We start from the raw sequence: 22,769 nt of genomic DNA on the forward strand, positions 1-22,769 counted from the left end.
CCTGTGCGCGTCCCACATGGAGATCACCAACATGAGCCAGCGGAACAGCAAGGCCGCGAAGACGGCGGCCCGTGAGCGCCTGCGCATCGAGCGCGAGCGGCAGGCCAAGCGCGACAAGATCAAGCGCCAGGTCATCGTCGCCTGCTCCATCGTCGGCGTCCTCGCGATAGCCGGCGGCATCAGCTACGCGGTCGTCCAGGGCAACAAGCCCGGCTACTGGGAGGCCGCGAAGGACGACAAGCTCGTCAAGCCGGCCAACACCACGGGCACGGACGGCACGACCGTCGTCATCGGCAAGAGCACCGCCAAGAAGACCCTTGAGATGTACGAGGACCCGCGCTGCCCGGTCTGCGCGCAGTTCGAGCAGACCGTCGGCGCGACCGTCGACAAGGGCGTCGACGACGGCGAGTACAAGATCCAGTACATCGGCGCCTCCTTCCTCGACAACAGCCTGGGCGGTGAGGGCTCCAAGAACGCGCTCAGTGCCATGGGCGCCGCGCTGAACGTCAGCCCCGATGCCTTCCTCGAGTACAAGACCGCGCTGTACTCGACGAAGTACCACCCCGAGGAGACCGACGACAAGTTCAAGGACGACTCGTACCTGATCGAGGTGGCGGACACCGTCCCGGCGCTGAAGAACAACACCAAGTTCCAGACTGCCGTCAAGGACGGCACGTACGACAAGTGGGCGCTGGACATGTCCGCGAAGTTCGACGACAGCGGAGTGCAGGGCACGCCGACGCTCAAGATGGACGGCAAGACGCTCACCGGTGCCGACGGTAACGCGCCGATGACGGTGGCCGACTTCACCACGGCGATCGACGCGGCGCTCAAGGCCTGACGAGTCCGGTAGCCACAAGGTCTGAACAGGCCCGTCCCTCCCCCGACTTGACGGGTCCGGCAGTCGAAGAGCGGGCGAACTTTTCGGAGTTCGCCCGCTCTTGTCTTGTACTGGCCGGTAACCTGCTCGCTCGTGACCAGTCGCTTCAGATCATCCGACTCCTCGGGCGCCGCCGACTCCCGCGCCCCGCGCCGCCGTACGGTCGTCAAGGCCGCGGCCGCCACCGCCGTCCTCGCTGCTCCGCTCGCGGCCTCTCTCCCGGCCCGCGCCGCCACCGAGACCCCGGCCTTCCTGCACGGTGTCGCCTCCGGCGATCCGCTGCCCGACGGCATTCTGCTGTGGACCCGGGTGACGCCCACCGCCGAGGCGATACCCGGCTCCGGACTCGGCCCGGACACCGAGGTGAGCTGGACCGTCGCCACGGACAGGGCGTTCGGCTCGATCGTGGCCAAGGGCTCCACCAACGTGTCGGCCGCCTCCGACCACACCGTGAAGGCGGACATCCGCGGCCTGCAGCCGGCCACCGACTACTGGTTCCGTTTCTCCGCCGGCGGCACCGACTCGCCCGCCGCCCGCACCCGCACCGCCCCGGCGGCCGACGCCGCCGTGACCGGCCTGCGCTTCGGCGTCGTCTCCTGTGCCAACTGGGAGGCGGGCTACTTCTCCTCGTACCGCCATCTCGCGGCGCGCGGCGACCTGGACGCCTGGCTGCACCTCGGCGACTACATCTACGAGTACGCGGCCGGCGACTACGGCACCCGCGACACGGTCGTACGCTCGCACGCCCCCGCCAACGAGATCACCACCCTCGCCGACTACCGCACCCGGCACGGGCGTTACAAGACCGACCCCGACCTCCAAGCTCTGCACGCCGCGGCCCCGGTCGTCGCCATCTGGGACGACCACGAGTTCGCCAACGACGCCTGGTCGGGCGGCGCGCAGAACCACACCGAGGGCGCGGAGGGCACCTGGACGGCACGTCAGGCCGCCGCGAAGCAGGCCTACTTCGAGTGGATGCCGGTCCGCCCGGCGATCGCGGGCACCACCTACCGCCGCCTCCGCTTCGGCAAGCTCGCCGACCTCTCGCTGCTGGACCTGCGCTCCTTCCGCTCCCAGCAGGCGGCCGTCGGCAGCGGCTCGGTCGACGACCCGGACCGTACGCTCACCGGCCGAGCCCAGCTCGACTGGCTGAAGTCGGGGCTCAAGACCTCGGACACCACCTGGCGCCTGGTCGGCAACTCGGTGATGATCTCGCCGTTCGCCATCGGCTCGCTCGCCGCCGACCTCCTGAAGCCGCTCGCCGAGCTGCTCGGCCTCCCCAAGGAGGGCCTGGCCCTCAACACCGACCAGTGGGACGGTTACACGGACGACCGCCGCGAGATCCTGGCCCACCTGCGGTCCAACGCGATCCGCAACACCGTCTTTTTGACCGGCGACATCCACATGGCCTGGGCGAACGACGTGCCGGTCGACGCCGGTACGTACCCGCTGTCCGCCTCCGCCGCCACGGAGTTCGTCGTCACCTCGGTCACCTCCGACAACCTCGACGACATTCTCAAGGTGCCCGAGGGCAGCGTCTCCGCGATCGCCGCGCCGATCATCCGCGTCGCCAACCGGCATGTCCACTGGGTCGACACCGACCGCCACGGCTACGGCGTCCTGGACATCACCGCCGACCGGGCGCAGATGGACTACTACGTGCTCTCCGACCGCACGAAGGCGGACGCGACCTCGTCCTGGGCCCGTTCGTACCGCACGCGCAGCGGCACGCAGCAGGTGGAGCGGACGTACGACCCGGTGTGACGGCCCCGAAGCCCCGTTACGGCCCAAATCCCGTTGCGGCCCAAATCCCGTTGCGGCCCAAATCCCGTTGCGGCCCAAATCCCGTTACAGAAAGACCTGTTACAGACTGTCGAGGAAACCGAGCGCCACCTTCCAGGTGGCCTCGGCGGCCTCCGCGTCGTAATCGGGCAGCTCGGGGTCGGTGTACAGGTGCCCAGCACCGGCGTACCGGTACACCTCCACATCGGCCCCGGCTCTGCGCATCTGCAGATACCAGGAGCTCAGCCAGTCATCCGTCTCGAACGCGTCGGGCTCGGCGACATGCAGCTGGACGGCCAGCTCGTCCACCGACGCGCTCTCCGCGATGTCCGACGTGCCGTGCAGGAGCAGCAGTCCGCGAGCCTTCTCATCGCCCAGCGCGAGGGTCTGCGCGATGGAGGCGCCGAGCGAGAATCCCGCGTACACCACGCCTCGATCCGAGTAGGGCGCGGCGGCCAGGACCGCGCGTCTGAGCAGCTCGTCCTTGCCGATCCCGTCGTTGAAGGCCATGCCCTCCTCCACGGTCTCGAAGGTGCGCCCCTCGAAGAGGTCGGGGGTCCACACCTCGTGGCCCGCCGCACGCAGCCGGTCCGCCGCGGCGTGCACCGCAGGCCGGAGCCCGTAGGTCGAGTGAAAGAGCATGATGTTCATGAGCCCCATCGTGCCAGCCCGCACTGACAACACCTGATCAGGCCAGGAGCGAGGACGCGGTACCCCGTACCGGGCCAAGAACACATGTTCATGAGCCCCTCGGGCCGGTTACGGTCTCAGGCATGGAGAACGTACTGCGCCCTCTGATCGTCCTCGGCGGCTCGGTCGTGCTCACGCTGCTCATCGGGTGGGCCGTGGACATCACGTTGCGACGGGCCGACGCCCGGCACGGTGAGACCGTGCTGTGGGGCCTGCTCCGCCGCGCCCGCATCCCCTTCCAGCTCGTACTGTGCGTGGCACTGCTGAGAGGCTCCTACGACCAGGCACAGATCGCCCGCGAGCACTCGGCCGGCATCGGCCGGGTCCTGTCGCTGGTCCTGATCGGGTCCGCCGCGTGGCTGATCGTGCGGATCGCGGCGGCGATCGTCGAGACCTCGTACTCGCGCTACGCGCACGCCCACCGCGATCCGGCGCGGGTCCGCCGGGTACGGACGCAGGTGACGCTGATCCAGCGCGTGGTCTCCGCGATCGTGGGTGTGGTGGCGGTCGCCGCGATGCTGCTCACGTTCCCGGCGATGCGCGCGGCCGGTGCCTCCCTGCTGGCCTCGGCCGGCATCCTCGGCATCGTCGCCGGTGTCGCCGCCCAGTCGACGCTCGCCAACATGTTCGCGGGGCTGCAGATCGCCTTCGGTGACATGGTGCGCCTCGGCGACACGGTCGTGGTGGACGGCGAGTGGGGCACGGTCGAGGAGATCACACTGACGTTCCTGACGGTACGGACCTGGGACGAACGACGGATCACGATGCCGGTCTCGTACTTCGTCTCCAAGCCCTTCGAGAACTGGTCGCGCGGCAGCGCCCAGATGACCGGCATCATCTTCTTCCAACTCGACCACGCCGCCCCCGTGGAGGCGATGCGCGAGCAGCTGCGGGACATCCTGCGCGAGTGCCCGGCCTGGGACGGCCGCGACTACGGACTGGCCGTCACGGACTCGACACCCAACACCATGGAAGTACGCGCCCTGGTCACCGCCAAGGACGCGGACGACATCTGGACGGTACGGGTCACCGTCCGCGAACGGATGATCCGCTGGCTGACCGAGACACACCCCTACGCGCTCCCCCGGGTCAACACAGCAGACGCCATACTCCCGCCGGGCCACACCAACGGCGTGGCCCCCCGCCAAAACCGCGACCGAGCCACCGAACCCCCGAGGACAGGCCCGGGCAGAGGCTGACCTTGGGTTCAAGGTCTGTCATGCACCCCCGCAGCCGCCAACGACACCGATCCCACAGGCAACTTGCACCTGTCTTCAGCGCAGAAGCAGGCGGTGCGCGGGCGGGAGAGGACCCGCTCAAGCCCAGCGCCGCGTCACCGCAGGCTGCGCACATCCAAGTGCCGCAGCACCCTGTCCACGATCTCCGGGTCCGCCCCCGGCTCGCTCCGTGCGGAGAGCACCTCGTGCCGGGCCGCACTCAACATCTCGCCCTGGATCCGGCGGAACCTCTTGATCCGCCGGACCCGCTGCTCATGCCCTTCCCGCCGCTCGCCCTCCCCCAGGTCCGGGCTGATCCGCAACCCGATGTCGAGCGCCCGCCGCCGCAACTGCTCGGACACCTCGTCCGGCAGCTCCTCCTCCGCCTCGATCTCCTTCAGCCTCCCCCGGGCCGCCTTCGCCGCCCGCACCGCGAGCTCTCTCTCGAAGGCCATCTCCGCCTTGGTGTCGGACCGCACGCCGAGCCTCTTGACGATCCAGGGCAGCGTCAGCCCCTGCACCACGAGCGTCGCCATGATCACCCCGAAAGCGATGAACACGATCTCGTCCCGGTTGGGGAAGGCCGACCCGTCGTCCGTCTTCAGCGGGATCGCCAGGGCGAGGGCCACGGAGGCGACCCCTCGCATCCCCGCCCACCACATCACGACGGTCTCCCGCCAGGAGACCGGGATGTCCTCGTCGTAGTCCCGCTTGGCGTGCAGCCGCCGCGCCAGCCAGGTCGCCGGCAACAGCCACGCGAGGCGTACGAACACGACGACGGCCACGATGGCCGCCGCCCAGCCCAGCATCTCCCCCCACCGCCCCGACGCCGTCCTGATCGCGTTGTGCAGTTCGAGTCCGATCAGCCCGAAGGCGACCCCGGTGACCAGGGTGTCCACCACGTCCCAGAACGACTGCCCGGCGAGCCGGATCAGGACGTCATCGGCATCGGTGGCGTACTCCGCGAGGAACAGGGCCGTGGTGAGCACCGCGAGCACCCCGGACCCGTGCAGCTCCTCGGCCATCACGTACGAGGCGAACGGCACGAGCAGGGTCAGACCGATGTGCAGCGTGGCGTCGTCGAGCAGGCCCATCAGCTTGTTCGTGCCCCAGCCGAGGGCGAGCCCCACGGCGAGCGCGATGACGGCGGAGAGCACGAAGTCGAGGCCGGCCCGCCAGGGCGAGAAGGTCCCGCTGACGGCCGCTGCGATCGCGACGTGGTACAGCACGATGGCCGTCACGTCGTTGAAGAGACCCTCGCCCTCCAGAGTCGACACCAGCCGTCTCGGCAGCCCGAGTTGGCCCGCGACGGCGGTCGCCGCGACCGGGTCGGGCGGGGCCACGAGGGCGCCGAGCGCGACCGCGGCGGCGATCGGCAGGCCGGGCACGATCGCGCTCGCGACCGTGGCCACCGCCGCGGTGGTGACGAACACCAGCGCCACGGCCAGCAGGAAGATCGGACGCTTGTTGGCCGCGAACTGTCTCCACGACGTGCCCCGCACGGATGCGTAGAGCAGTGGTGGCAACAGCGCGGGCAGGATCAGGTCCGGCGGGATGTCCACATTGGGCACGAAGTCCAGCACGGCGAGGACGATCCCGAGAAGCGTCATCAGCACCGGCGCGGGCAGCCCCAGCCGGTCCCCCAACGGGACACTCAGCACGGCCCCGAGCAACAGCGCGAACAGCAGGGCCAACTGATCCACGGTCAACGCTCCGGCGGGGTCTGGGCGATCAGGGAAGATCCAGACCCCAAGCCTGCCACGCGCCTACGACAAAGGGTCGGCGCCGGCCACTCGACTCCGCCTCAGAGCGTTTTGCGCATCGCCCGGTGGGCGATCCCGGCGTCCGGGAACTCCGCACCGTAGGCCACGTACCCGAGCCGCTCGTAGAAACCGAGGGCATGCGTCTGCGCGTGCAGATCCACCGCGGCCAGTCCACGCGCGCGTGCCGCGTCCTCGATGCCGCGTACGAGCGCGGCGCCGACACCGAGTCCGCGCGCCTCCCGCGTCACGGCGAGCCGCCCGAGCGAGCCGACCGTCACGTCGCCGTCGGTCTTCGCGGCGGCGGCTTCGCCGTACAGGAGACGTCCGGTGCCGAGCGGCACGCCGTCCGCACGGACGGCCAGCACATGCAGGGCCCCGTCGTCGTACGCGTCGTACTCGATGTCCTCGGGCACACCCTGCTCGCCGACGAAGACCTCCTTGCGCACCGCGAAGCACGCCTCGCGGTCGGGGGCGTCCTCGGCGACCCGCACCTCGTAGGAGGCACTCACGCGTAACTCTCCTCACGGACCTTGTCGAGCGCCTTCTGCAGGTCCTCCGGGTAGCCGCTCTCGAACTCCGCCCACTGACCGTCACCGGGGTGCTCGAAGCCGAGCCGCACCGCGTGCAGCCACTGCCGGGTGAGCCCGAGCCGCTTGGACAGCGTCGGGTCCGCGCCGTACGTCAGGTCGCCGACACAGGGATGCCGGTGCGCGGACATGTGGACGCGGATCTGATGCGTACGTCCCGTCTCCAGCTTGATGTCGAGGAGGCTGGCGGAACGGAACGCCTCGATGAGGTCGTAGTGCGTGACCGAGGGCTTGCCCTCCGCTGTCACGGCCCACTTGTAGTCGTGGTTCGGGTGACGGCCGATCGGGGCGTCGATCGTGCCGCTCATCGGGTCCGGGTGGCCCTGCACCAGCGAGTGGTAGCGCTTGTCGACGACGCGCTCCTTGAACTGGCGCTTCAGCGAGGTGTACGCGCGCTCCGACTTGGCCACGACCATCAGGCCCGAGGTGCCGACGTCGAGCCGGTGCACGATGCCCTGGCGCTCGGCGGCACCGGAGGTCGAGATCCGGTAGCCCGCGGCGGCGAGTCCGCCGATGACGGTCGTCCCGGTCCAGCCGGGGCTCGGGTGTGCGGCGACGCCGACCGGCTTCATGATCACAACAATGTCGTCGTCGTCATGAACAATCTCCATGCCCTCGACGGGCTCGGCCACGATCTGCACGGGCGCCGGGGCCTGCGGCATCTCCACTTCCAGCCACGCACCACCGTGCACCCGCTCGGACTTGCCGACCACCGAGCCGTCGACCGTGACCTTCCCCGCGGCGGCGAGCTCGGCGGCCTTCGTGCGGGAGAAGCCGAACATGCGGGAGATGGCGGCGTCGACGCGCTCGCCCTCCAGGCCGTCGGGCACGGGCAGGTTGCGGATCTCGGGAACGGTGCTCACCCGTCGAGTATGCCGGACGGGTCCGACACCGCCCGACCACAGCCCGAACATCAGTGCCTTTGAACGGCCCCGCAGACCGCGCTCAGTTCTTGTGCACGGTCCCGTCCGGGTCGAGGCCGCGGAAGGACAGCAGCACGATCAGGATGCCGCCGCAGACGATCGCCGAGTCGGCCAGGTTGAAGACCGCGAAGTGCTTGGGCGCGATGAAGTCGACGACCGCTCCCTCGAAGACGCCCGGCGAGCGGAAGATGCGGTCGGTCAGGTTGCCGAGCGCGCCGCCCAGCAGCAGACCGAGCGCGATCGCCCAGGGGAGGCTGTACAGCTTGCGCGCGAGCCGGGCGATCACCACGATCACGACCGCCGCGATCACCGTGAAGATGATGGTGAAGGCCTCGCCGAGTCCGAAGGCCGCGCCCGCGTTGCGGATCGCCTCGAACTTCAGCCAGTCCCCGATGATCTCGATCGAGTCGTGGTGCTCCAGCTTCGCGACCACGATCATCTTGCTGACCAGGTCGAGGACGTACGCCAGGGCGGCGACCGAGAACAGGACGGCGATCCTCCGCTTGCCCTTCGGCCGCTCGGCCTGGATCTCGGTCGGGTCCACAGCCGAGCGGCCGGCCGGGACCCCGCTCTCGTCCAGGCCGGAGCGCCCGGCGGGGGCATCGGTCCCGTCCACGCCGGAGTGCCCGTCAGGGGCCGACTCGTCCTGGGCCGATCCGTCCACGCCGGACCGGTCGGCCGACGCCGCGTTCTCGTCGGACTCCTCCGGCCCGGACCCCGCCGCGCCTGGGATGTCCGGCGTACCGATGATGCGCTCCGCCTCTGCCACGTGAGTCCCTCAACCTAGGTTCCTGACTGAGGACGAGGGTACGACACACCCTCTGACGCCCATGTGCTCAGGAGCCCTCCCGCGCCGATCAGTAGCGACGCTCCTGCTTCTGCTTGCACTCGACACACAGGGTGGCGCGCGGGAAGGCCTGCATACGCGCCTTGCCGATGGGGTTGCCGCAGTTCTCGCAGAGTCCGTACGTACCCGCGTCGAGGCGCTCCAGCGCCCGCTGGGTCTGCTCCAGCATCTCGCGCGCGTTGGCGTTGAGCGCCATCTCGGACTCGCGCGTGATGTTCTTCGTGCCGGTGTCCGCCTGGTCGTCGCCCGCGCCGTCCCCGGAGTCCCGCATCAGGCCCGCGAGCGCCTCCTCGGACGAGGAGATCTCGGAGCTCAGCCGCAGCGCCTCGGACTGGAGCTCCGCCCGTGCCTCCGCGACCTCGGCAGGGGTCCAGGGTTCCTCGCCGGGGCGCACCGCGAGTTCGCCGGGCTCCACCACCGCGGAGACCCGTGCCTTGGGGACCGGGCGGGGCTTCTTGGCCGCCGTGGCCGTTCCAGGAGTCTTCTTCGCAACCACCGTCGTGGCTCCCGTCGTCTTCGCGGCCTGGGCCGCGCCCTGGGCCGCGGACGCGACCGCCTTCTTCGCCGTACTGCTCGTACTGCTCGTACCGCTGGTGCTCTTCTTTGCGGCACGCTTCGCACCGGTCTTCTTCGTCGTACCGCGCTCAGGAGCCGCCGACTCCTCCGGAGCGGCCCCCGCCACCGCGGCCTTCTTGGCGACGGCCTTCTTCCCGACCGTCTTCTTCCCGACCGCCTGCTTAGCCGCCGTCTTCTTAGCCGCCGTCTTCTTGGCCACGGCCTTCTTGGCCGAAGCCTTGTTGACCGCCGTCTTCGAAGCGGACCCCCTGGAGGCGGCCGTCTTCGCAGACGGCGCCTCAGAGGCGGCCGCCTTCCCTGTGGCCCCGGTTGCCGCCTCGGGCGCCGTGGACGCCCGGGACGCCTTGGCAGCCCTCTTGGAAGTGCTCTTCACCGGCTTGGAGGCGGTGCTCTTGCCCTCCGCCGGTGTCCCCTGCACGCTCTTTTTCCCACTCACATCCTTGGCCGCCGGACCCGTGGATCTGCCGGACGCCGACTGCTGTACGGCGGTCTTCTTCGCCACCATGGCCGCGGCCCCTTCACATATTGTGATCTTGCACGCGAATCGTGCTGGGACGATAAATCGACTTCCGACCCGCGGCAACGGGGCACACCAGCGATTCGCCCGCCCCGCGGCTCCCGCACGACAAGCCTTCAAGCGTTGTGCCCAGCTCCCCGCCCGGTAATCCGCCGAGTCCGGCGTTCCAGGATCCGGACGTCGACAGCTGGCCATTCGGGTCACTTCGCAGGCCACCGGGCCTCACCGGAAAACCGGTCGGGCACTGTCCTCGCGGCGCCGTACACTGGGCGGAGCGAGAAGCTTGGATGGGGACGAGTAGCGGCGTGAGCGGCCAGGAGCGACCCGGGGGCGGTGGAAGCCCGGGGGCGAGCGCGACGCGAAGATCACCCCGGAGCCGCCGGAAGAAAGCCGCAGCCCAGCTGCCAAGGCCAGTAGACCCGGTATCGCGACCCCAATGAGGGGGCTCACCGGTGCGCACAGGGCACCGGAGGGCCAAGGAGGGTGGTACCGCGGGAGCGCGCCGCACACGGCGTCCGCAGCGGCTGCTAGGCAGCCGCACAGGCTCTCGTCCCTCCGACGGAAGGCAGCAAGTCCGTTGGAGGAAGCTCGCTGATGACAGCGCCGACGTACCGCCAGGTCCCCGCCCAGGTCGACCTGCCCGCCCTTGAGCACGCCGTGCTCGACTTGTGGCGCGAGCAGAAGATCTTCGCCAAGAGCCTTGAGCAGTCCGAGGGCCGCCCCGAATGGGTGTTCTACGAGGGCCCGCCCACCGCCAACGGCATGCCGGGGGCCCACCACATCGAGGCGCGCGTCTTCAAGGACGTCTTCCCGCGCTTTCGCACCATGCGCGGTTATCACGTGGCGCGCAAGGCCGGCTGGGACTGCCACGGCCTCCCCGTCGAGCTGGCCGTCGAGAAGGAACTCGGCTTCACCGGCAAGCAGGACATCGAGGCGTACGGCATCGCCGAGTTCAATGCCAGGTGCCGCGAGTCCGTGACCCGCCACACCGACGCCTTCGAGGAGCTCACGACCCGCATGGGTTACTGGGCGGACCTCCACGATCCCTACCGCACGATGGACCCCGAGTACATCGACTCGGTCTGGTGGTCGCTCAAGGAGATCTTCAACAAGGGGCTGCTGGTCCAGGACTACCGCGTCGCGCCGTGGTGCCCGCGCGACGAGACGGGTCTGTCGGACCACGAGCTGGCGCAGGGCTACGAGACCATCGTCGACCCTTCCGTGTACGTCCGTTTCCCGCTCACCTCCGGTCCGCTCGCCGGCCGTGCCGCGCTCCTGGTCTGGACGACGACCCCGTGGACGCTGGTCTCCAACACCGCGGTCGCCGCGCGCCCCGACGTCACCTACGTCGTCGCGACCAACGGCGAGGAGCAGCTCGTCGTCGCCGAGCCGCTCGTCTCCAAGGCGCTCGGCGAGGGCTGGGAGACCACGGGCGAGTCCTTCACCGGCGCCGAAATGGAGCGCTGGACGTATCAACGTCCGTTCGAGCTCGTGGAGTTCCCGGAGCCCGCCCACTACGTGGTGAACGCGGAGTACGTGACGACCGAGGACGGTACGGGTCTGGTCCACCAGTCCCCCGCTTTCGGTGAGGAGGACCTCAAGGTCTGCCGCGCGTACGGCCTGCCGGTGGTCAACCCGGTCCGTCCGAACGGCACCTTCGCCGAGAACGTGCCGCTGGTGGGCGGCGTCTTCTTCAAGAAGGCGGACGAAAAGCTCACCGAGGACCTCAAGGACCGCGGTCTGCTCTTCAAGCACGTGCCCTACGAGCACAGTTACCCGCACTGCTGGCGCTGCCACACCGCGCTCCTCTACTACGCGCAGCCCTCCTGGTACATCCGCACCACAGCCGTCAAGGACCGCCTCCTCCAGGAGAACGAGAACACCAACTGGTTCCCGGAGACCGTCAAGCACGGCCGGTACGGCGACTGGCTGAACAACAACATCGACTGGGCGCTGTCCCGCAGCCGCTACTGGGGCACCCCACTCCCGATCTGGCGCTGCACGGACGACCACCTCACCGTCGTGGGCTCCCGCGCGGAACTCACCGAACTGACCGGCACCGACCAGTCGGAGCTGGACCCGCACCGCCCGTTCATCGACGCGGTCACCTTCCCGTGCCCCCGGTGCGCCGGGACCGCGACCCGCGTACCGGAGGTCATCGACGCCTGGTACGACTCGGGTTCGATGCCGTTCGCGCAGTGGGGCTACCCGTACAAGAACAAGGACCTGTTCGAGTCCCGCTACCCGGCGCAGTTCATCTCGGAGGCCATCGACCAGACCCGTGGCTGGTTCTACACGCTGATGGCCGTCGGCACCCTCGTCTTCGACAAGTCGTCGTACGAGAACGTGGTGTGCCTGGGCCACATCCTCGCCGAGGACGGCCGCAAGATGTCCAAGCACCTGGGCAACATCCTGCAGCCGATCCCGCTGATGGACCAGCACGGCGCCGACGCGGTCCGCTGGTTCATGGCGGCCGGCGGCTCCCCCTGGTCCGCACGCCGCGTGGGCCACGGCACCATCCAGGAGGTCGTCCGCAAGACGCTCCTCACGTACTGGAACACGGTCGCCTTCCAGGCCCTGTACGCGCGGACGTCCGGCTGGGCACCGAGCGAGGCGGATCCGGCCCCGGCCGACCGCCCGGTCCTGGACCGCTGGCTCCTGTCCGAACTCCACGCGCTCACCGACCAGGTGACACAGGCGCTGGAGGCGTACGACACCCAGCGCGCCGGCAAGCTTCTGTCGGCGTTCGTCGACGACCTGTCCAACTGGTATGTACGCCGCTCCCGTCGCCGCTTCTGGCAGGGCGACAAGGCGGCGCTGCGCACCCTGCACGAGGTCGTCGAGACGGTCACGCGTCTGATGGCCCCGCTGACCCCGTTCATCACCGAGCGGGTCTGGCAGGACCTGGTGGTGCCGGTCACGCCGGGCGCCCCCGAGTCCGTACACCTGGCCTCCTGGCCGGAGGCGGACCTGTCCGTCATCGACCCGGAACTGTCCAGGCAGATGGTGCTCGTACGCCGTCTCGTGGAGCTGGGCCGCGCCACGCGCGCGGAGTCGGGCGTCAAGACCCGCCAGCCGCTGTCCCGCGCGCTGGTCGCGGCGACGGGCTTCGAGACGCTGGACCGCGAGTTGCACGCGCAGATCACCGAAGAGCTGAACGTGAGCTCGCTGGCCTCCTTGAGCGAAGTGGGCGGCTCGCTGGTCGACACCACGGCCAAGGCGAACTTCCGCGCCCTGGGCAAGCGCTTCGGCAAGGGCGTCCAGGCGGTGGCGAAGGCCGTCGCGGAAGCCGATGCCGCCGCGCTCTCCCTCGCCCTGCGCGCGGGGACGGCCTCGGTCGAGGTCGACGGCGAGACGGTGACGCTGGCCCCGGATGAGGTGATCATCACAGAGACCCCCCGCGAAGGCTGGTCGGTGGCGTCCGACTCCGGCGCGACCGTCGCCCTCGACCTGGAGATCACCGAGGAACTGCGCCAGGCGGGCCTCGCCCGTGACGCGATCCGCCTGATCCAGGAGGCCCGCAAGAACAGCGGCCTCGACGTGGCCGACCGCATCGCCCTGCGCTGGACCTCCACGGACCCGAAGGTCATCGCGGCCCTCGCCGAGCACTCCACCCTCATCGCCGACGAGGTCCTCGCCACGGACTTCACCCAGGGCGAGGCGGACGACACTTACGGCACCCCATTCACCGACGAGCCCCTGTCCCTCACCTTCCGCCTCCGCAAGGCGTAGGGGCCCTCAGCACTCTTCAGCTCCGGTCGAGCTGGGGATTTTCAGCCCGTCCGGCGTCTGAGGACGAGCCGATACCATCCCGATCCCCCACCCACCCGTGGCGGCCGCACCCTTCAACCCCGGCCGGGCAGACCCTCCAGCCCGTCCGGCGTTTGAGGACGAGCGCGTTCAGCGCGATACGGGGGTACGGGGGCGGAGCCCCCAGGAACAAGGGATGGGCAGGGGCGGAGGGGGCGAACAAACCCCCACGCCCACCCCCGCAACACGCACAAGAAGGCCCGGGGCCACCAGGATTCTGGTGGCCCCGGGCCTTCGACATCACGCCCCGCACAGTCGCCGACAAGCCCCGCACAGTCGCCGACAAGCGGCGCGCAAAAGGGCGAGGCCCCCGAAACCGGGGGCCCCGCCCTGAACGCCGCCGACGCCTAAGGCGTACCGCAGGCCGTCAGTTGTCGTCCTCGTCGATGAGGAACCCACGCATCGGCGAGGGAGCCTGCTGCATCGGCGAAGGCCCCTGCGGCCGCACCGGCGCCATCGGCTGAGTCATCGCCGGAGTCATCTGCTGCTGCCCACCGTAGGACGGCGGAACCGGGGCCGGACCGCCCATCTGCCCACCGTAGGACGGCGCACTCGCACCGGCCGGAGCCATGGAGGGCGCGGAAGGCGACGGCAGCGACGCGGTCGCCGGAACCCGCGGCGGAGCCAGCGAGTCGTCGGCCTGGGTCTCCAACTGACGCAGCTGGGACTCGAGGTAGGACTTCAGCCGGGTCCGGTACTCACGCTCGAAGCCGCGCAGATCCTCGACCTTGCGCTCCAGCGTGGCACGGGCGGACTCCAGGGAGCCCATCGCGACGCGGTGCTTCTCCTGGGCGTCCCGCTCCAGCGCGTCGGCCTTGGCGCGCGCGTCGCGCTCCAGGCCCTCGGCACGGCTGCGGGCCTCGCCGACGATCTTGTTGGCTTCGGAACGGGCCTCGGCGATCGCCTGGTCGGCGGTCTGCTGGGCCAGCGAGAGCACACGGGCGGCGCTGTCGCCACCGGGGCCCTGACCGGGCTGCGGCATCTGCGGGCCGTGACCGCCCATGGGGCCGCCCATCGGGCCACCCATGGGACCGCCCATCGGGCCACCCATCTGCTGCTGCATCTGCGGCTGCATCTGGCCGGGCATCTGCTGCATCTGCTGGCCTGGACCCTGACCCATCGGGCCCTGGCCCATCGGCCCCTGTCCCATCGGGCCCTGGCCCATGGGACCTTGTCCCATCTGGCCCTGACCCTGCGGGCCACCCTGGCCACTGGGGCCGGCGGGCAGCTGCGGCGCACCGCTGGGCAGCTGGGGCGGGCCGCCCATGGGGCCGCCCATCTGCTGCTGCGGCGGGCCCGATATGCCGGCGGGTACGGGGCCACCCGGGCCTCGCATGCCCTGCGGCGGGCCCTGCTGCTGGTCCTGCTGCTCGGGCGGCTTACGCATGCCCTGCTGCTGGTTCTGCGCAGCCGCGCGCGTGGCCGCCGCCAGTTTGGCGCGCAGGTCCTCGTTTTCGCGGAGCAAGCGGGTCAGTTCGGCTTCGACCTCATCGAGGAAGGCATCGACCTCGTCCTCGTCATAGCCTTCTCGGAGGCGGACGGTCGTGAACTGCTTGTTCCGCACGTCCTCGGGGGTCAACGGCATCTCTTCACCTCAACGTAGTCGTCGGCATTCGGCAAGACCGTATCGTTCACAGCCGGCTCACGACGGAGATCAGGATGTAGACGATGATCATCAGTACGAAGAAGGACAGGTCGAGCGCCACGCCCCCGAGACGCAGCGGCGGAATGAACCGCCGCAGAAGCTTGAGCGGTGGATCAGTGACAGTGTAGGTGGCCTCCAGAACGACCACCATCGCCTTGCCGGGCTGCCATGAGCGGGCGAACTGGAAGACGTAGTCCATGACCAACCGGAAGATCAGCACGATGAGGAAACACATCAGCGCGACGTAGAGAACCTGCCCGACCACGCTCATGATCCGTGCTTCCCTCTCCCCTGTTTCCGTACGTTTCCGTACCTTGACTCGGTCCTGCGTCTCAGCTCTGGTTGAAGAACCCGCCCTCTGCGATGCGAGCCTTGTCCTCCGCCGTGACATCGACGTTAGCAGGCGACAACAGGAACACCTTCTGCGTCACCCGCTCGATGCTGCCGTGGAGACCAAACACCAAACCGGCCGCAAAGTCGACAAGTCGCTTGGCGTCTGTGTCATCCATCTCAGTCAGATTCATGATCACCGGGGTGCCCTCACGGAAGTGTTCCCCGATGGTACGGGCCTCGTTGTAGGTCCGGGGGTGCAATGTGGTGATCCGGTACGGCTCCCGCTCGGACACGACCTTGGGCATGATCACCGGGGCGTTCTTCTCCATGCTTTGACGTTCTTGTGTGATGGACGCCACGGGGGCGATTCGCGCAGGACGCCCGGATTCCGCGGTCAGCGAAGAGGAATGCGGCACCGAGTCGCGCTGCATAGGAGGCTGTACCATTCGTACCGATTCGTCCCGTTGGGACTGATGCGCCTGGTGTGACTGGTGCGGCGGCTCGTGCCGCCGACGGTCCCGCTCGGGCTCCGGATCAAGCTCGGGCTCGAAGTCGTCATCGGGGTCGAAGCCCCTGCCGTCGTACCCATCGTCCTCCACGAGGCCGAGGTAGACCGCCATCTTGCGCATCGCGCCGGCCATGCTCTGAGTCCTCCGCTCTGTGGTGGATCGGCTGACGAGTTGCCAAGTGCCCGCGATCCACGAGGTCGTTATGCCCGCCCATCGGCGGTAATGACCATATTTTCTGCTGTGGTCCGACTTCTTGGCGACGTTACCCGAGCCTGGGTCGGACTCCGAGTACCGCAGTACCGACGCGTACATGTGTCGCTCCGGCCGCCACGGCTTGTTCGAGGTCCGTACTCATACCTGCCGAGACCATGTTCGCAGCCGGATGGGCACGGCGCATAGCAGTCGACAAATCCATCAGCCTCTCGAACGCCGCCTGTTGGCGTCCGGCATAGGGTCCGGTGAGCGGCGCCACGGTCATCAGCCCGTCGAGACGGAGCCCCGGAGCCGCGGCGACCAGAGAGCCCAACTCCTCGATTCCGCCGACCCCTACGCCTCCCCGCTCCCCCCGGCCGCTCTCTTCCGCGTCCAGCGCGACCTGGATGAGACATCCCACCTCACGCTCCATCCGCACCGCCTCCTTCGACAGCGCGGTGACGAGCCTGGCGCGATCGACGGACTGCACGAGATCCGCGTAACCGAGCACGGAACGCACCTTGTTGGTCTGCAACTGACCGACAAAATGCCACGAGAGCGGCAGATCAGAACATTCGGCGGCTTTGGGCGCCGCGTCCTGGTCCCGGTTCTCGGCGACATGACGCACACCGAGTTCGGACAGGATCCGCACATCACTGGCGGGGTAGGTCTTGGTGACCACGATCAGGGTCACCTCTTCACGCTTGCGCCCGGCGGCCACGCACGCCGCCATGATGCGATTCTCCACCTGCGCCAGATTTCCGGCGAGTTGATCCCTGCGGTCCGTCATGTCCTATCAGTCCAGCCAGACATAACCCGCGAGCCGCCCGGTGGTGCGGTCGCGACGGTAGGAGAAGTGGTCCGCCGATTCGAGCGTGCACACGGACGACTGCTCCCGGTCACGCACCCCGAGCCGGTCAAGTTGCGCGTGCACTCCCGCGACCACGTCGACCGAGGGGGTGCCCCAACTCGTCTCGGCGTACGCCGCGGGTTCGATGGCGGCGACTTCGGCGCGCATCGCTTCCGGCACCTCGTAGCAACGGCCGCAGACGGCGGGTCCGGTGCGGGCGACGATGCGCGCAGGATCGGCGCCCAGCGACTCCATGGCATCGATGGCCTCGGGCACAACGCCGGCGACCATGCCGGGCCGCCCCGCGTGCGCCGCGGCCACCACGCCGGCGACGGGGTCGGCCAGCAGGACCGGGACGCAGTCGGCGGTGAGCACGGCGAGAGCGAGGCCCCGGGTCGCGGTCACCAGACCGTCGACCGGCGGCGTGAGCCGACTGGTCCACGGCCCGTCGACCTCGGCGACAAGGTTGCCGTGCACCTGGTTCATCCAGACGACCTGGGCCGGATCCAGCCCCAGTGACTTGGCGGCCAGTTCACGATTGGTCCGTACGGCGTCGGAGTCGTCGCCGACCGCTCCGCCGAGGTTGAGCTCCTCGTACGGAACGGCGCTCACCCCGCCCCACCTGTCGGTGAAGGCGAAGTGCGCGCCGCTCACTGTGCTCGTTCCGGAGCGCTGTCCTATCACTTCAGGAAGTCCGGCACGTCCAGCTCTTCGGCCGCGCTGTCCGAGTAGGAGCGGGACGGCGGGACCGGCGGCGAGACCGGAATCTCGTTCACCGGCTCCGGTGCGGGCGCCGACGTCTCCTTCGGCGTGACGCTGCCGAGCGAGCCGAAGGACGGACGGCTGTCGGAGGAGGACCGCACCGGAGTGGGCTCCTCGCGCTTGGCCGAGGACGCGCCGAGGACGGTGTCCCGCTTCGAGGGCGGCTGACCGCCGTCGAAGCCGGCGGCGATGACGGTGACCCGCACCTCGTCGCCGAGCGCGTCGTCGATGACCGCGCCGAAGATGATGTTGGCCTCGGGGTGCGCGGCCTCGCTCACCAGCTGGGCCGCCTCGTTGATCTCGAAGAGACCGAGGTCGGAGCCGCCGGAGATGGAGAGCAGCACGCCGCGGGCGCCGTCGATGGAGGCTTCGAGGAGCGGCGAGGAGATCGCCATCTCGGCCGCCGCCACCGCGCGGTCGTCGCCGCGGGCCGAGCCGATCCCCATGAGGGCCGAACCGGCCTCGGACATCACGGACTTGACGTCGGCGAAGTCGAGGTTGATCAGACCGGGCGTGGTGATGAGATCGGTGATGCCCTGAACACCGGACAGCAGGACCTGGTCCGCCGACTTGAAGGCGTCGAGGACGGAGACCTGGCGGTCCGAGATGGACAGCAGCCGGTCGTTCGGGATGACGATGAGGGTGTCGACCTCTTCGCGGAGTTCGGCGATGCCGTCCTCCGCCTGGTTGGCCCGGCGCCGCCCCTCGAAGGTGAACGGGCGGGTGACCACGCCGATGGTGAGGGCGCCGAGCGAGCGCGCGATGTTGGCGACGACGGGTGCGCCGCCGGTGCCGGTGCCACCGCCCTCGCCGGCCGTCACGAAGACCATGTCGGCCCCCTTGAGGACCTCCTCGATCTCCTCGCGGTGGTCCTCGGCCGCCTTGCGGCCGACGGCCGGGTTGGCTCCGGCGCCGAGTCCGCGGGTGAGTTCCCGGCCGACGTCGAGCTTGACGTCGGCGTCGCTCATCAACAGAGCTTGCGCGTCGGTGTTGATGGCGATGAACTCGACGCCCTTGAGACCGACCTCGATCATCCGGTTGATGGCATTGACACCACCGCCGCCGACACCGATGACTTTGATGACTGCGAGGTAGTTCTGCGGTGCTGCCACGTCGAAGGCCTCTCGCCTCGAGTTACGTGTCGTCGCCTCGCACGTTCGCGATCCGACGACTGATGCCGAATGGGACGGTCCGAACGCCGACCCGAACCCTAACGTTGAAGTTTAGGGTTACCAGTGTGTCTGTTCCTTGGACTCTTCCGAACAGGACACTAAGTCGACAAGTGGCGCACGTTCAACGAACACGCCGAACCTCCCGTTTTTCTTTTCACCCTATGTGATCAGCCGTAGCAGTGCCCAACCAGGGTGCTGGCCTGCACGGATGTGCGTCAACTCCCTGATGACGCAGGGGCGGTGGGGACACTTACGTCGAAGTGCCGCGCCTCGGGAGCCGCTTTCATGAGAGCGGTGAGCGTACGGGCCTTCGCCGCGCCCTTCTCGCTGCTCCCCCAGTCGACGGTCCGGCCGTCCTCCAACTCCAGCGAGATGGAGTCGTACGAGCCGACCTTGACCACCTGGGTGTCGCGGGCGACGGCGGCCGGAATGTCACCGGCGACCCTCACCGCCTCGCGCACCAGCCGGTCGGTCCCGAAGCGACGCACGCCTGCCGACTGCGACACCGTCACTTCAAGTACGGGCACGCTCTTCGGGGCATCCGAAACCGTCGCGAATCGCACGCCCTTGGCGTCCACTTCGACGAAGTTTCCGCCCTTTTCCTCAATCAGAACCGGAGTGCGCTCGGTCACTTTCAGTCCGATTCCATGCGGCCAGGAACGGACGACATCAACCGAGTCAATTCGGGGCAATTTCCGACGGAGTCGTTCCTCAATGGCGTCGGTGTCGACGGAAATCAGCGGCGATCCGACCGGAACATCGGCCGCTTCTCGCACCTGTTGATCCGTCAGCACCCGCATCCCTGAGGCCGATACACGCTCCACGCGCAGCCACTTCGAGCCGTAGAGAACCCACACGGAAGCGGCACCCAGCAACACCGCGGCGAGCAAAAGGATGATGAGCGTACGAGGCCGGGGCAGCCTCCCGATACGGGGCCGCCGGGGCGGGCCGGACTCCACCTTCTGCCGTTCACCGCGTTCGGCGGTCGTCGGTCCGGCCACGCTCCCTGCCTTCCCTCATACGTCCCTAAGGTCCGTCCGGCGGATCGCCCGAGAAGCGGGGTGCGGTGCGCACATCTGCGGCGTTGTCGTCGGGTGCCGACGCTCCGCGCCGTCACCCTCCTCCGCCGTGCAGCCGCACGCACCCCCGCTCGCCCGTGCTTGTCAGGTACCGCTTCTTCCCTCCGGCCCGACCCGTCGGACAGACCCTAGCGGTGGCGTGAGGCGATCGCCTCGTACACCATGCCGACGAGCAGGTCGTCGGCGTCCCGGCGGCCGAACTCACTGGCGGCGCGGGACATCTCGTACAGCCGGTGCGGGTTGCCGAGCACGGGCAGGACGTTGCCCTGGATCCACTCGGGCGTCAGTTCCGCGTCGTCGACAAGGAGTCCGCCGCCGGCCTTGACCACCGGCTGGGCGTTCAGCCGCTGTTCGCCGTTGCCGATGGGCAGCGGGACGTAGGCGGCAGGGAGCCCGACGGCGGAAAGTTCGGCGACGGTCATCGCGCCCGCACGGCAGAGCATCATGTCGGCCGCGGCGTACGCGAGGTCCATCCGGTCCACGTACGGTACCGGGATGTACGGGGGCATCCCCGGCATCTGGTGCACCTGCGGCAGTTCGTTCTTCGGGCCGACCGCGTGCAGGATCTGGATACCGGCCTGCTGGAGGTAGGGAGCGACCCGCTCGATGACCTCGTTCAGGTGGCGGGCGCCCTGGGAGCCGCCCGAGACGAGCAGGGTCGGCAGCGCGGGGTCCAGGCCGAAGGCGGCGCGGGCCTCGGGGCGTACGGCGGCCCGGTCGAGGGTGGCGATGGAGCGGCGCAGCGGGATGCCGATGTAACGGGCACCGCGGAGCTTGCTGTCGGGCGTCGAGACGGCGACCTGGGCCGCGTACCGGGAACCGATCTTGTTGGCCAGGCCCGGCCGGGCGTTGGCCTCGTGGATGACGATCGGCACGCCCAGGCGCTTGGCCGCGAGGTAGCCGGGCAGGGCGACATAGCCGCCGAAGCCGACGACCGCGTCCGCCTTGGTGCGCTCCAGGATCTGCTCGGTCGCCTTGATGGTGCCGCGCAGCCGCCCCGGGACGGTGATCAGCTCAGGGGTGGGCTTGCGTGGCAGCGGGACGGCGGGGATCAGCGCGAGGTCGTAACCCCGCTCGGGTACGAGTCGGGTCTCAAGGCCGCGCTCCGTGCCCAGTGCCGTGATTCCCACGGTCGGGTCCTGCCTGCGCAGGGCGTCAGCGAGGGCGAGCGCAGGCTCGATGTGGCCGGCGGTCCCCCCGCCGGCGAGTACGACATGCACCGAAATTCACCGCTCTCCGGACGAACGCGCCGCCGAGGCACGCCGTCGCATTGTGTTCCATCTCCGAGGCCCCGCGTTTTCCCCCGCGGAGCCTCTCACCGCAGCCCGCTTTCTGCCAAAGCGGGGTTGCCGCATCGCGAGCGCCGCCCGCGCCGCAGGGTCCTCGCGGGCGAAGGCGATCAGCAGTCCGATGGCGAACATGGTCGGCAGCAGGGCGGAACCCCCGTAGGAGAACAGCGGGAGCGGGACTCCGGCGATCGGCAGCAGACCGAGCACCGCACCGATGTTGATCACGGCCTGGGCTGTGATCCAGGTGGTCACGCCTCCCGCGGCATACCTCACGAAGGGGTCCTCCGTGCGTCCGGCCACGCGGATACCCGCATAGCCTAGAGCCGCGAAGAGGGCGAGTACGGACAGCGTCCCCGCCAGGCCCAGTTCCTCCCCGGTGACGGCGAAGATGAAGTCCGTGTGCGCTTCGGGCAGTTGCCCCCATTTTTCCACACTGGCGCCGAGCCCCGACCCGAAGAGCCCGCCGGAGGCGAGGGCATAGATGCCGTGCACGGCCTGCCAGCAGTCGACAGGTCCCGCCTGAGGCTCGGTCGCGCCGAGGCAGGAGAGGCGCGCCATGCGGTTCGGGCTGGTCTTGATGAGGATGAACCCGAGCGTCAGGGCGATGGACAGCACGCCGCCGAACAGTCGCGTCGGCGCACCGGCCAGCCACAACAGCCCGAAGAGGATGGCGGTGAGGATGATCGCCGTCCCCATGTCGCCACCGAGCATGATCAGCCCGAGCAGCATGAAGGCCACCGGAATCAGCGGCACGAGCATGTGCTTCCACTGCGCCAGCAGCCGCTTGTCCTGCTTGCGGGCCAGCAGGTCGGCGCCCCAGAGCACGAGCGCGAGCTTGCCGAACTCGCTCGGCTGGAGCTGGAAGGGGCCACCGACGGAGATCCAGTTCTGGTTGCCGTTGACCGCCACTCCTATCCCCGGCACCTGCACAAGGATCATCAGGAAGACGGAGCCCGCCAGTATCGGATAGGCCAGCGCCCGGTGCAGCCGCACAGGCATCCGCGAGGCGACGAGCATCAGCAGGCCCCCGATACAGGCGGCCAGGAACTGCTTCCGGAAGAAGTACGACCCCGGCAGCGACAGCTGCAACGCCGTGATCTGCGAGGCCGAATAGACCATCACCAGACCGAGCACAGTGATCAGCAGACTGCCGCCGAAGATCAGGTAGTACGCGGTCAGCGGCCGGTCCCAGGCTTTGCGGACGCGTACGTAGAAGGTGTGCAGGGGGTTGTCGCGCGGGGAGCGGGCGGCGACGGGCCGCTTCGGGGCCCGCTGGACCGGCGGCCTGCCGGTGCGGCTGCTGGGCATCACCGGCTCCCGTCGTCGCTGCGGGAGGTCGCGCCGCC

At 69.2% G+C, this 22,769-nt stretch carries 19 protein-coding genes; 4 read left to right on the forward strand and 15 right to left on the reverse strand.

The window, feature by feature from the left end; genetic code table 11:
* The first annotated feature begins 31 nt into the window (after positions 1 to 31).
* A complete protein-coding gene (locus ACFYPC_RS18580; RefSeq protein ID WP_388677080.1) occupies positions 32 to 841 on the forward strand; it encodes a thioredoxin domain-containing protein in 810 nt (269 codons plus the stop codon).
* Between the two features lie 132 nt (positions 842 to 973).
* On the forward strand, positions 974 to 2,644 hold the full coding sequence (locus ACFYPC_RS18585; RefSeq protein ID WP_388677083.1) for an alkaline phosphatase D family protein: 1,671 nt from the start codon (positions 974 to 976) through the stop codon (positions 2,642 to 2,644).
* A 99-nt stretch (positions 2,645 to 2,743) separates the two neighbouring features.
* On the opposite strand, the gene ACFYPC_RS18590 is transcribed toward ACFYPC_RS18585, so the two are convergent.
* Entirely contained in the window at positions 2,744 to 3,313 is a 570-nt protein-coding gene (locus ACFYPC_RS18590) for a dienelactone hydrolase family protein (protein ID WP_388677086.1), read from the reverse strand.
* A 122-nt stretch (positions 3,314 to 3,435) separates the two neighbouring features.
* On the opposite strand from ACFYPC_RS18590, the gene ACFYPC_RS18595 reads away from it, so the two are divergent.
* Positions 3,436 to 4,551, forward strand: coding sequence for a mechanosensitive ion channel family protein (locus tag ACFYPC_RS18595; protein ID WP_388677088.1), 1,116 nt, complete (start codon positions 3,436 to 3,438; stop codon positions 4,549 to 4,551).
* Positions 4,552 to 4,685: 134 nt separating this feature from the next.
* Here ACFYPC_RS18595 and ACFYPC_RS18600 read toward each other — a convergent pair whose 3' ends face one another.
* From ACFYPC_RS18600 to ACFYPC_RS18620, 5 genes are all read right to left on the reverse strand, one after another.
* Positions 4,686 to 6,272: a Na+/H+ antiporter gene (locus ACFYPC_RS18600; protein ID WP_388677091.1), complete on the reverse strand. Its 1,587-nt coding sequence runs from the start codon at positions 6,270 to 6,272 to the stop codon at positions 4,686 to 4,688.
* 101 nt (positions 6,273 to 6,373) lie between these two features.
* The gene (locus ACFYPC_RS18605) at positions 6,374 to 6,841 is read right to left on the reverse strand and encodes a GNAT family N-acetyltransferase (protein WP_388677093.1); all 468 of its coding nucleotides are present in this window, start codon (positions 6,839 to 6,841) and stop codon (positions 6,374 to 6,376) included.
* Positions 6,838 to 7,782: an RluA family pseudouridine synthase gene (locus ACFYPC_RS18610; RefSeq protein ID WP_388677096.1), complete on the reverse strand. Its 945-nt coding sequence runs from the start codon at positions 7,780 to 7,782 to the stop codon at positions 6,838 to 6,840. Before ACFYPC_RS18610 ends, ACFYPC_RS18605 begins: the two co-directional genes overlap by 4 nt.
* 82 nt (positions 7,783 to 7,864) lie before the next feature.
* Entirely contained in the window at positions 7,865 to 8,611 is a 747-nt protein-coding gene (lspA, locus tag ACFYPC_RS18615; RefSeq protein WP_388677099.1) for a signal peptidase II, read from the reverse strand.
* Between the two features lie 88 nt (positions 8,612 to 8,699).
* The gene (locus tag ACFYPC_RS18620; protein WP_388677101.1) at positions 8,700 to 9,770 is read right to left on the reverse strand and encodes a TraR/DksA family transcriptional regulator; all 1,071 of its coding nucleotides are present in this window, start codon (positions 9,768 to 9,770) and stop codon (positions 8,700 to 8,702) included.
* 606 nt (positions 9,771 to 10,376) lie between these two features.
* Between ACFYPC_RS18620 and ileS the strand changes: the two genes are divergently transcribed.
* Positions 10,377 to 13,514 carry an isoleucine--tRNA ligase gene (gene ileS / locus ACFYPC_RS18625; protein ID WP_388677103.1) on the forward strand — a complete coding sequence of 1,046 codons (3,138 nt, stop codon included), beginning with the start codon at positions 10,377 to 10,379 and terminating at the stop codon, positions 13,512 to 13,514.
* A 445-nt stretch (positions 13,515 to 13,959) separates the two neighbouring features.
* Here the strand turns inward: ileS and ACFYPC_RS18630 are convergent, their stop codons facing one another.
* The 9 genes from ACFYPC_RS18630 to ftsW form a co-directional block, all read right to left on the reverse strand.
* A complete protein-coding gene (locus ACFYPC_RS18630) occupies positions 13,960 to 15,177 on the reverse strand; it encodes a DivIVA domain-containing protein (RefSeq protein WP_388677106.1) in 1,218 nt (405 codons plus the stop codon).
* A 46-nt stretch (positions 15,178 to 15,223) separates the two neighbouring features.
* Entirely contained in the window at positions 15,224 to 15,508 is a 285-nt protein-coding gene (locus ACFYPC_RS18635; protein ID WP_149513177.1) for a YggT family protein, read from the reverse strand.
* A 61-nt stretch (positions 15,509 to 15,569) separates the two neighbouring features.
* Positions 15,570 to 16,211 carry a cell division protein SepF gene (locus ACFYPC_RS18640; protein ID WP_388677109.1) on the reverse strand — a complete coding sequence of 214 codons (642 nt, stop codon included), beginning with the start codon at positions 16,209 to 16,211 and terminating at the stop codon, positions 15,570 to 15,572.
* Between the two features lie 130 nt (positions 16,212 to 16,341).
* Positions 16,342 to 17,061 carry a YggS family pyridoxal phosphate-dependent enzyme gene (locus tag ACFYPC_RS18645; RefSeq protein ID WP_388677111.1) on the reverse strand — a complete coding sequence of 240 codons (720 nt, stop codon included), beginning with the start codon at positions 17,059 to 17,061 and terminating at the stop codon, positions 16,342 to 16,344.
* A gap of 6 nt (positions 17,062 to 17,067) precedes the next feature.
* Positions 17,068 to 17,805 (reverse strand): peptidoglycan editing factor PgeF, encoded by a 738-nt coding sequence (gene pgeF, locus ACFYPC_RS18650; RefSeq protein ID WP_388677113.1) that lies wholly within the window; start codon positions 17,803 to 17,805, stop codon positions 17,068 to 17,070.
* Positions 17,802 to 18,995, reverse strand: coding sequence for a cell division protein FtsZ (gene ftsZ / locus ACFYPC_RS18655; RefSeq protein ID WP_388677115.1), 1,194 nt, complete (start codon positions 18,993 to 18,995; stop codon positions 17,802 to 17,804). Before ftsZ ends, pgeF begins: the two co-directional genes overlap by 4 nt.
* A gap of 275 nt (positions 18,996 to 19,270) precedes the next feature.
* Positions 19,271 to 20,056, reverse strand: a complete 786-nt coding sequence (locus ACFYPC_RS18660) for a cell division protein FtsQ/DivIB (RefSeq protein ID WP_388677117.1) — start codon at positions 20,054 to 20,056, stop codon at positions 19,271 to 19,273.
* 206 nt (positions 20,057 to 20,262) lie between these two features.
* Positions 20,263 to 21,354: an undecaprenyldiphospho-muramoylpentapeptide beta-N-acetylglucosaminyltransferase gene (gene murG / locus ACFYPC_RS18665; protein ID WP_388677120.1), complete on the reverse strand. Its 1,092-nt coding sequence runs from the start codon at positions 21,352 to 21,354 to the stop codon at positions 20,263 to 20,265.
* Positions 21,355 to 21,360: 6 nt separating this feature from the next.
* Entirely contained in the window at positions 21,361 to 22,731 is a 1,371-nt protein-coding gene (gene ftsW, locus ACFYPC_RS18670; RefSeq protein ID WP_388677123.1) for a putative lipid II flippase FtsW, read from the reverse strand.
* Between the last annotated feature and the right edge of the window lie 38 nt (positions 22,732 to 22,769).

Origin of the sequence: Streptomyces sp. NPDC005808, assembly GCF_042871385.1 — a bacterium.
In the GTDB taxonomy this organism is placed as follows: domain Bacteria; phylum Actinomycetota; class Actinomycetes; order Streptomycetales; family Streptomycetaceae; genus Streptomyces.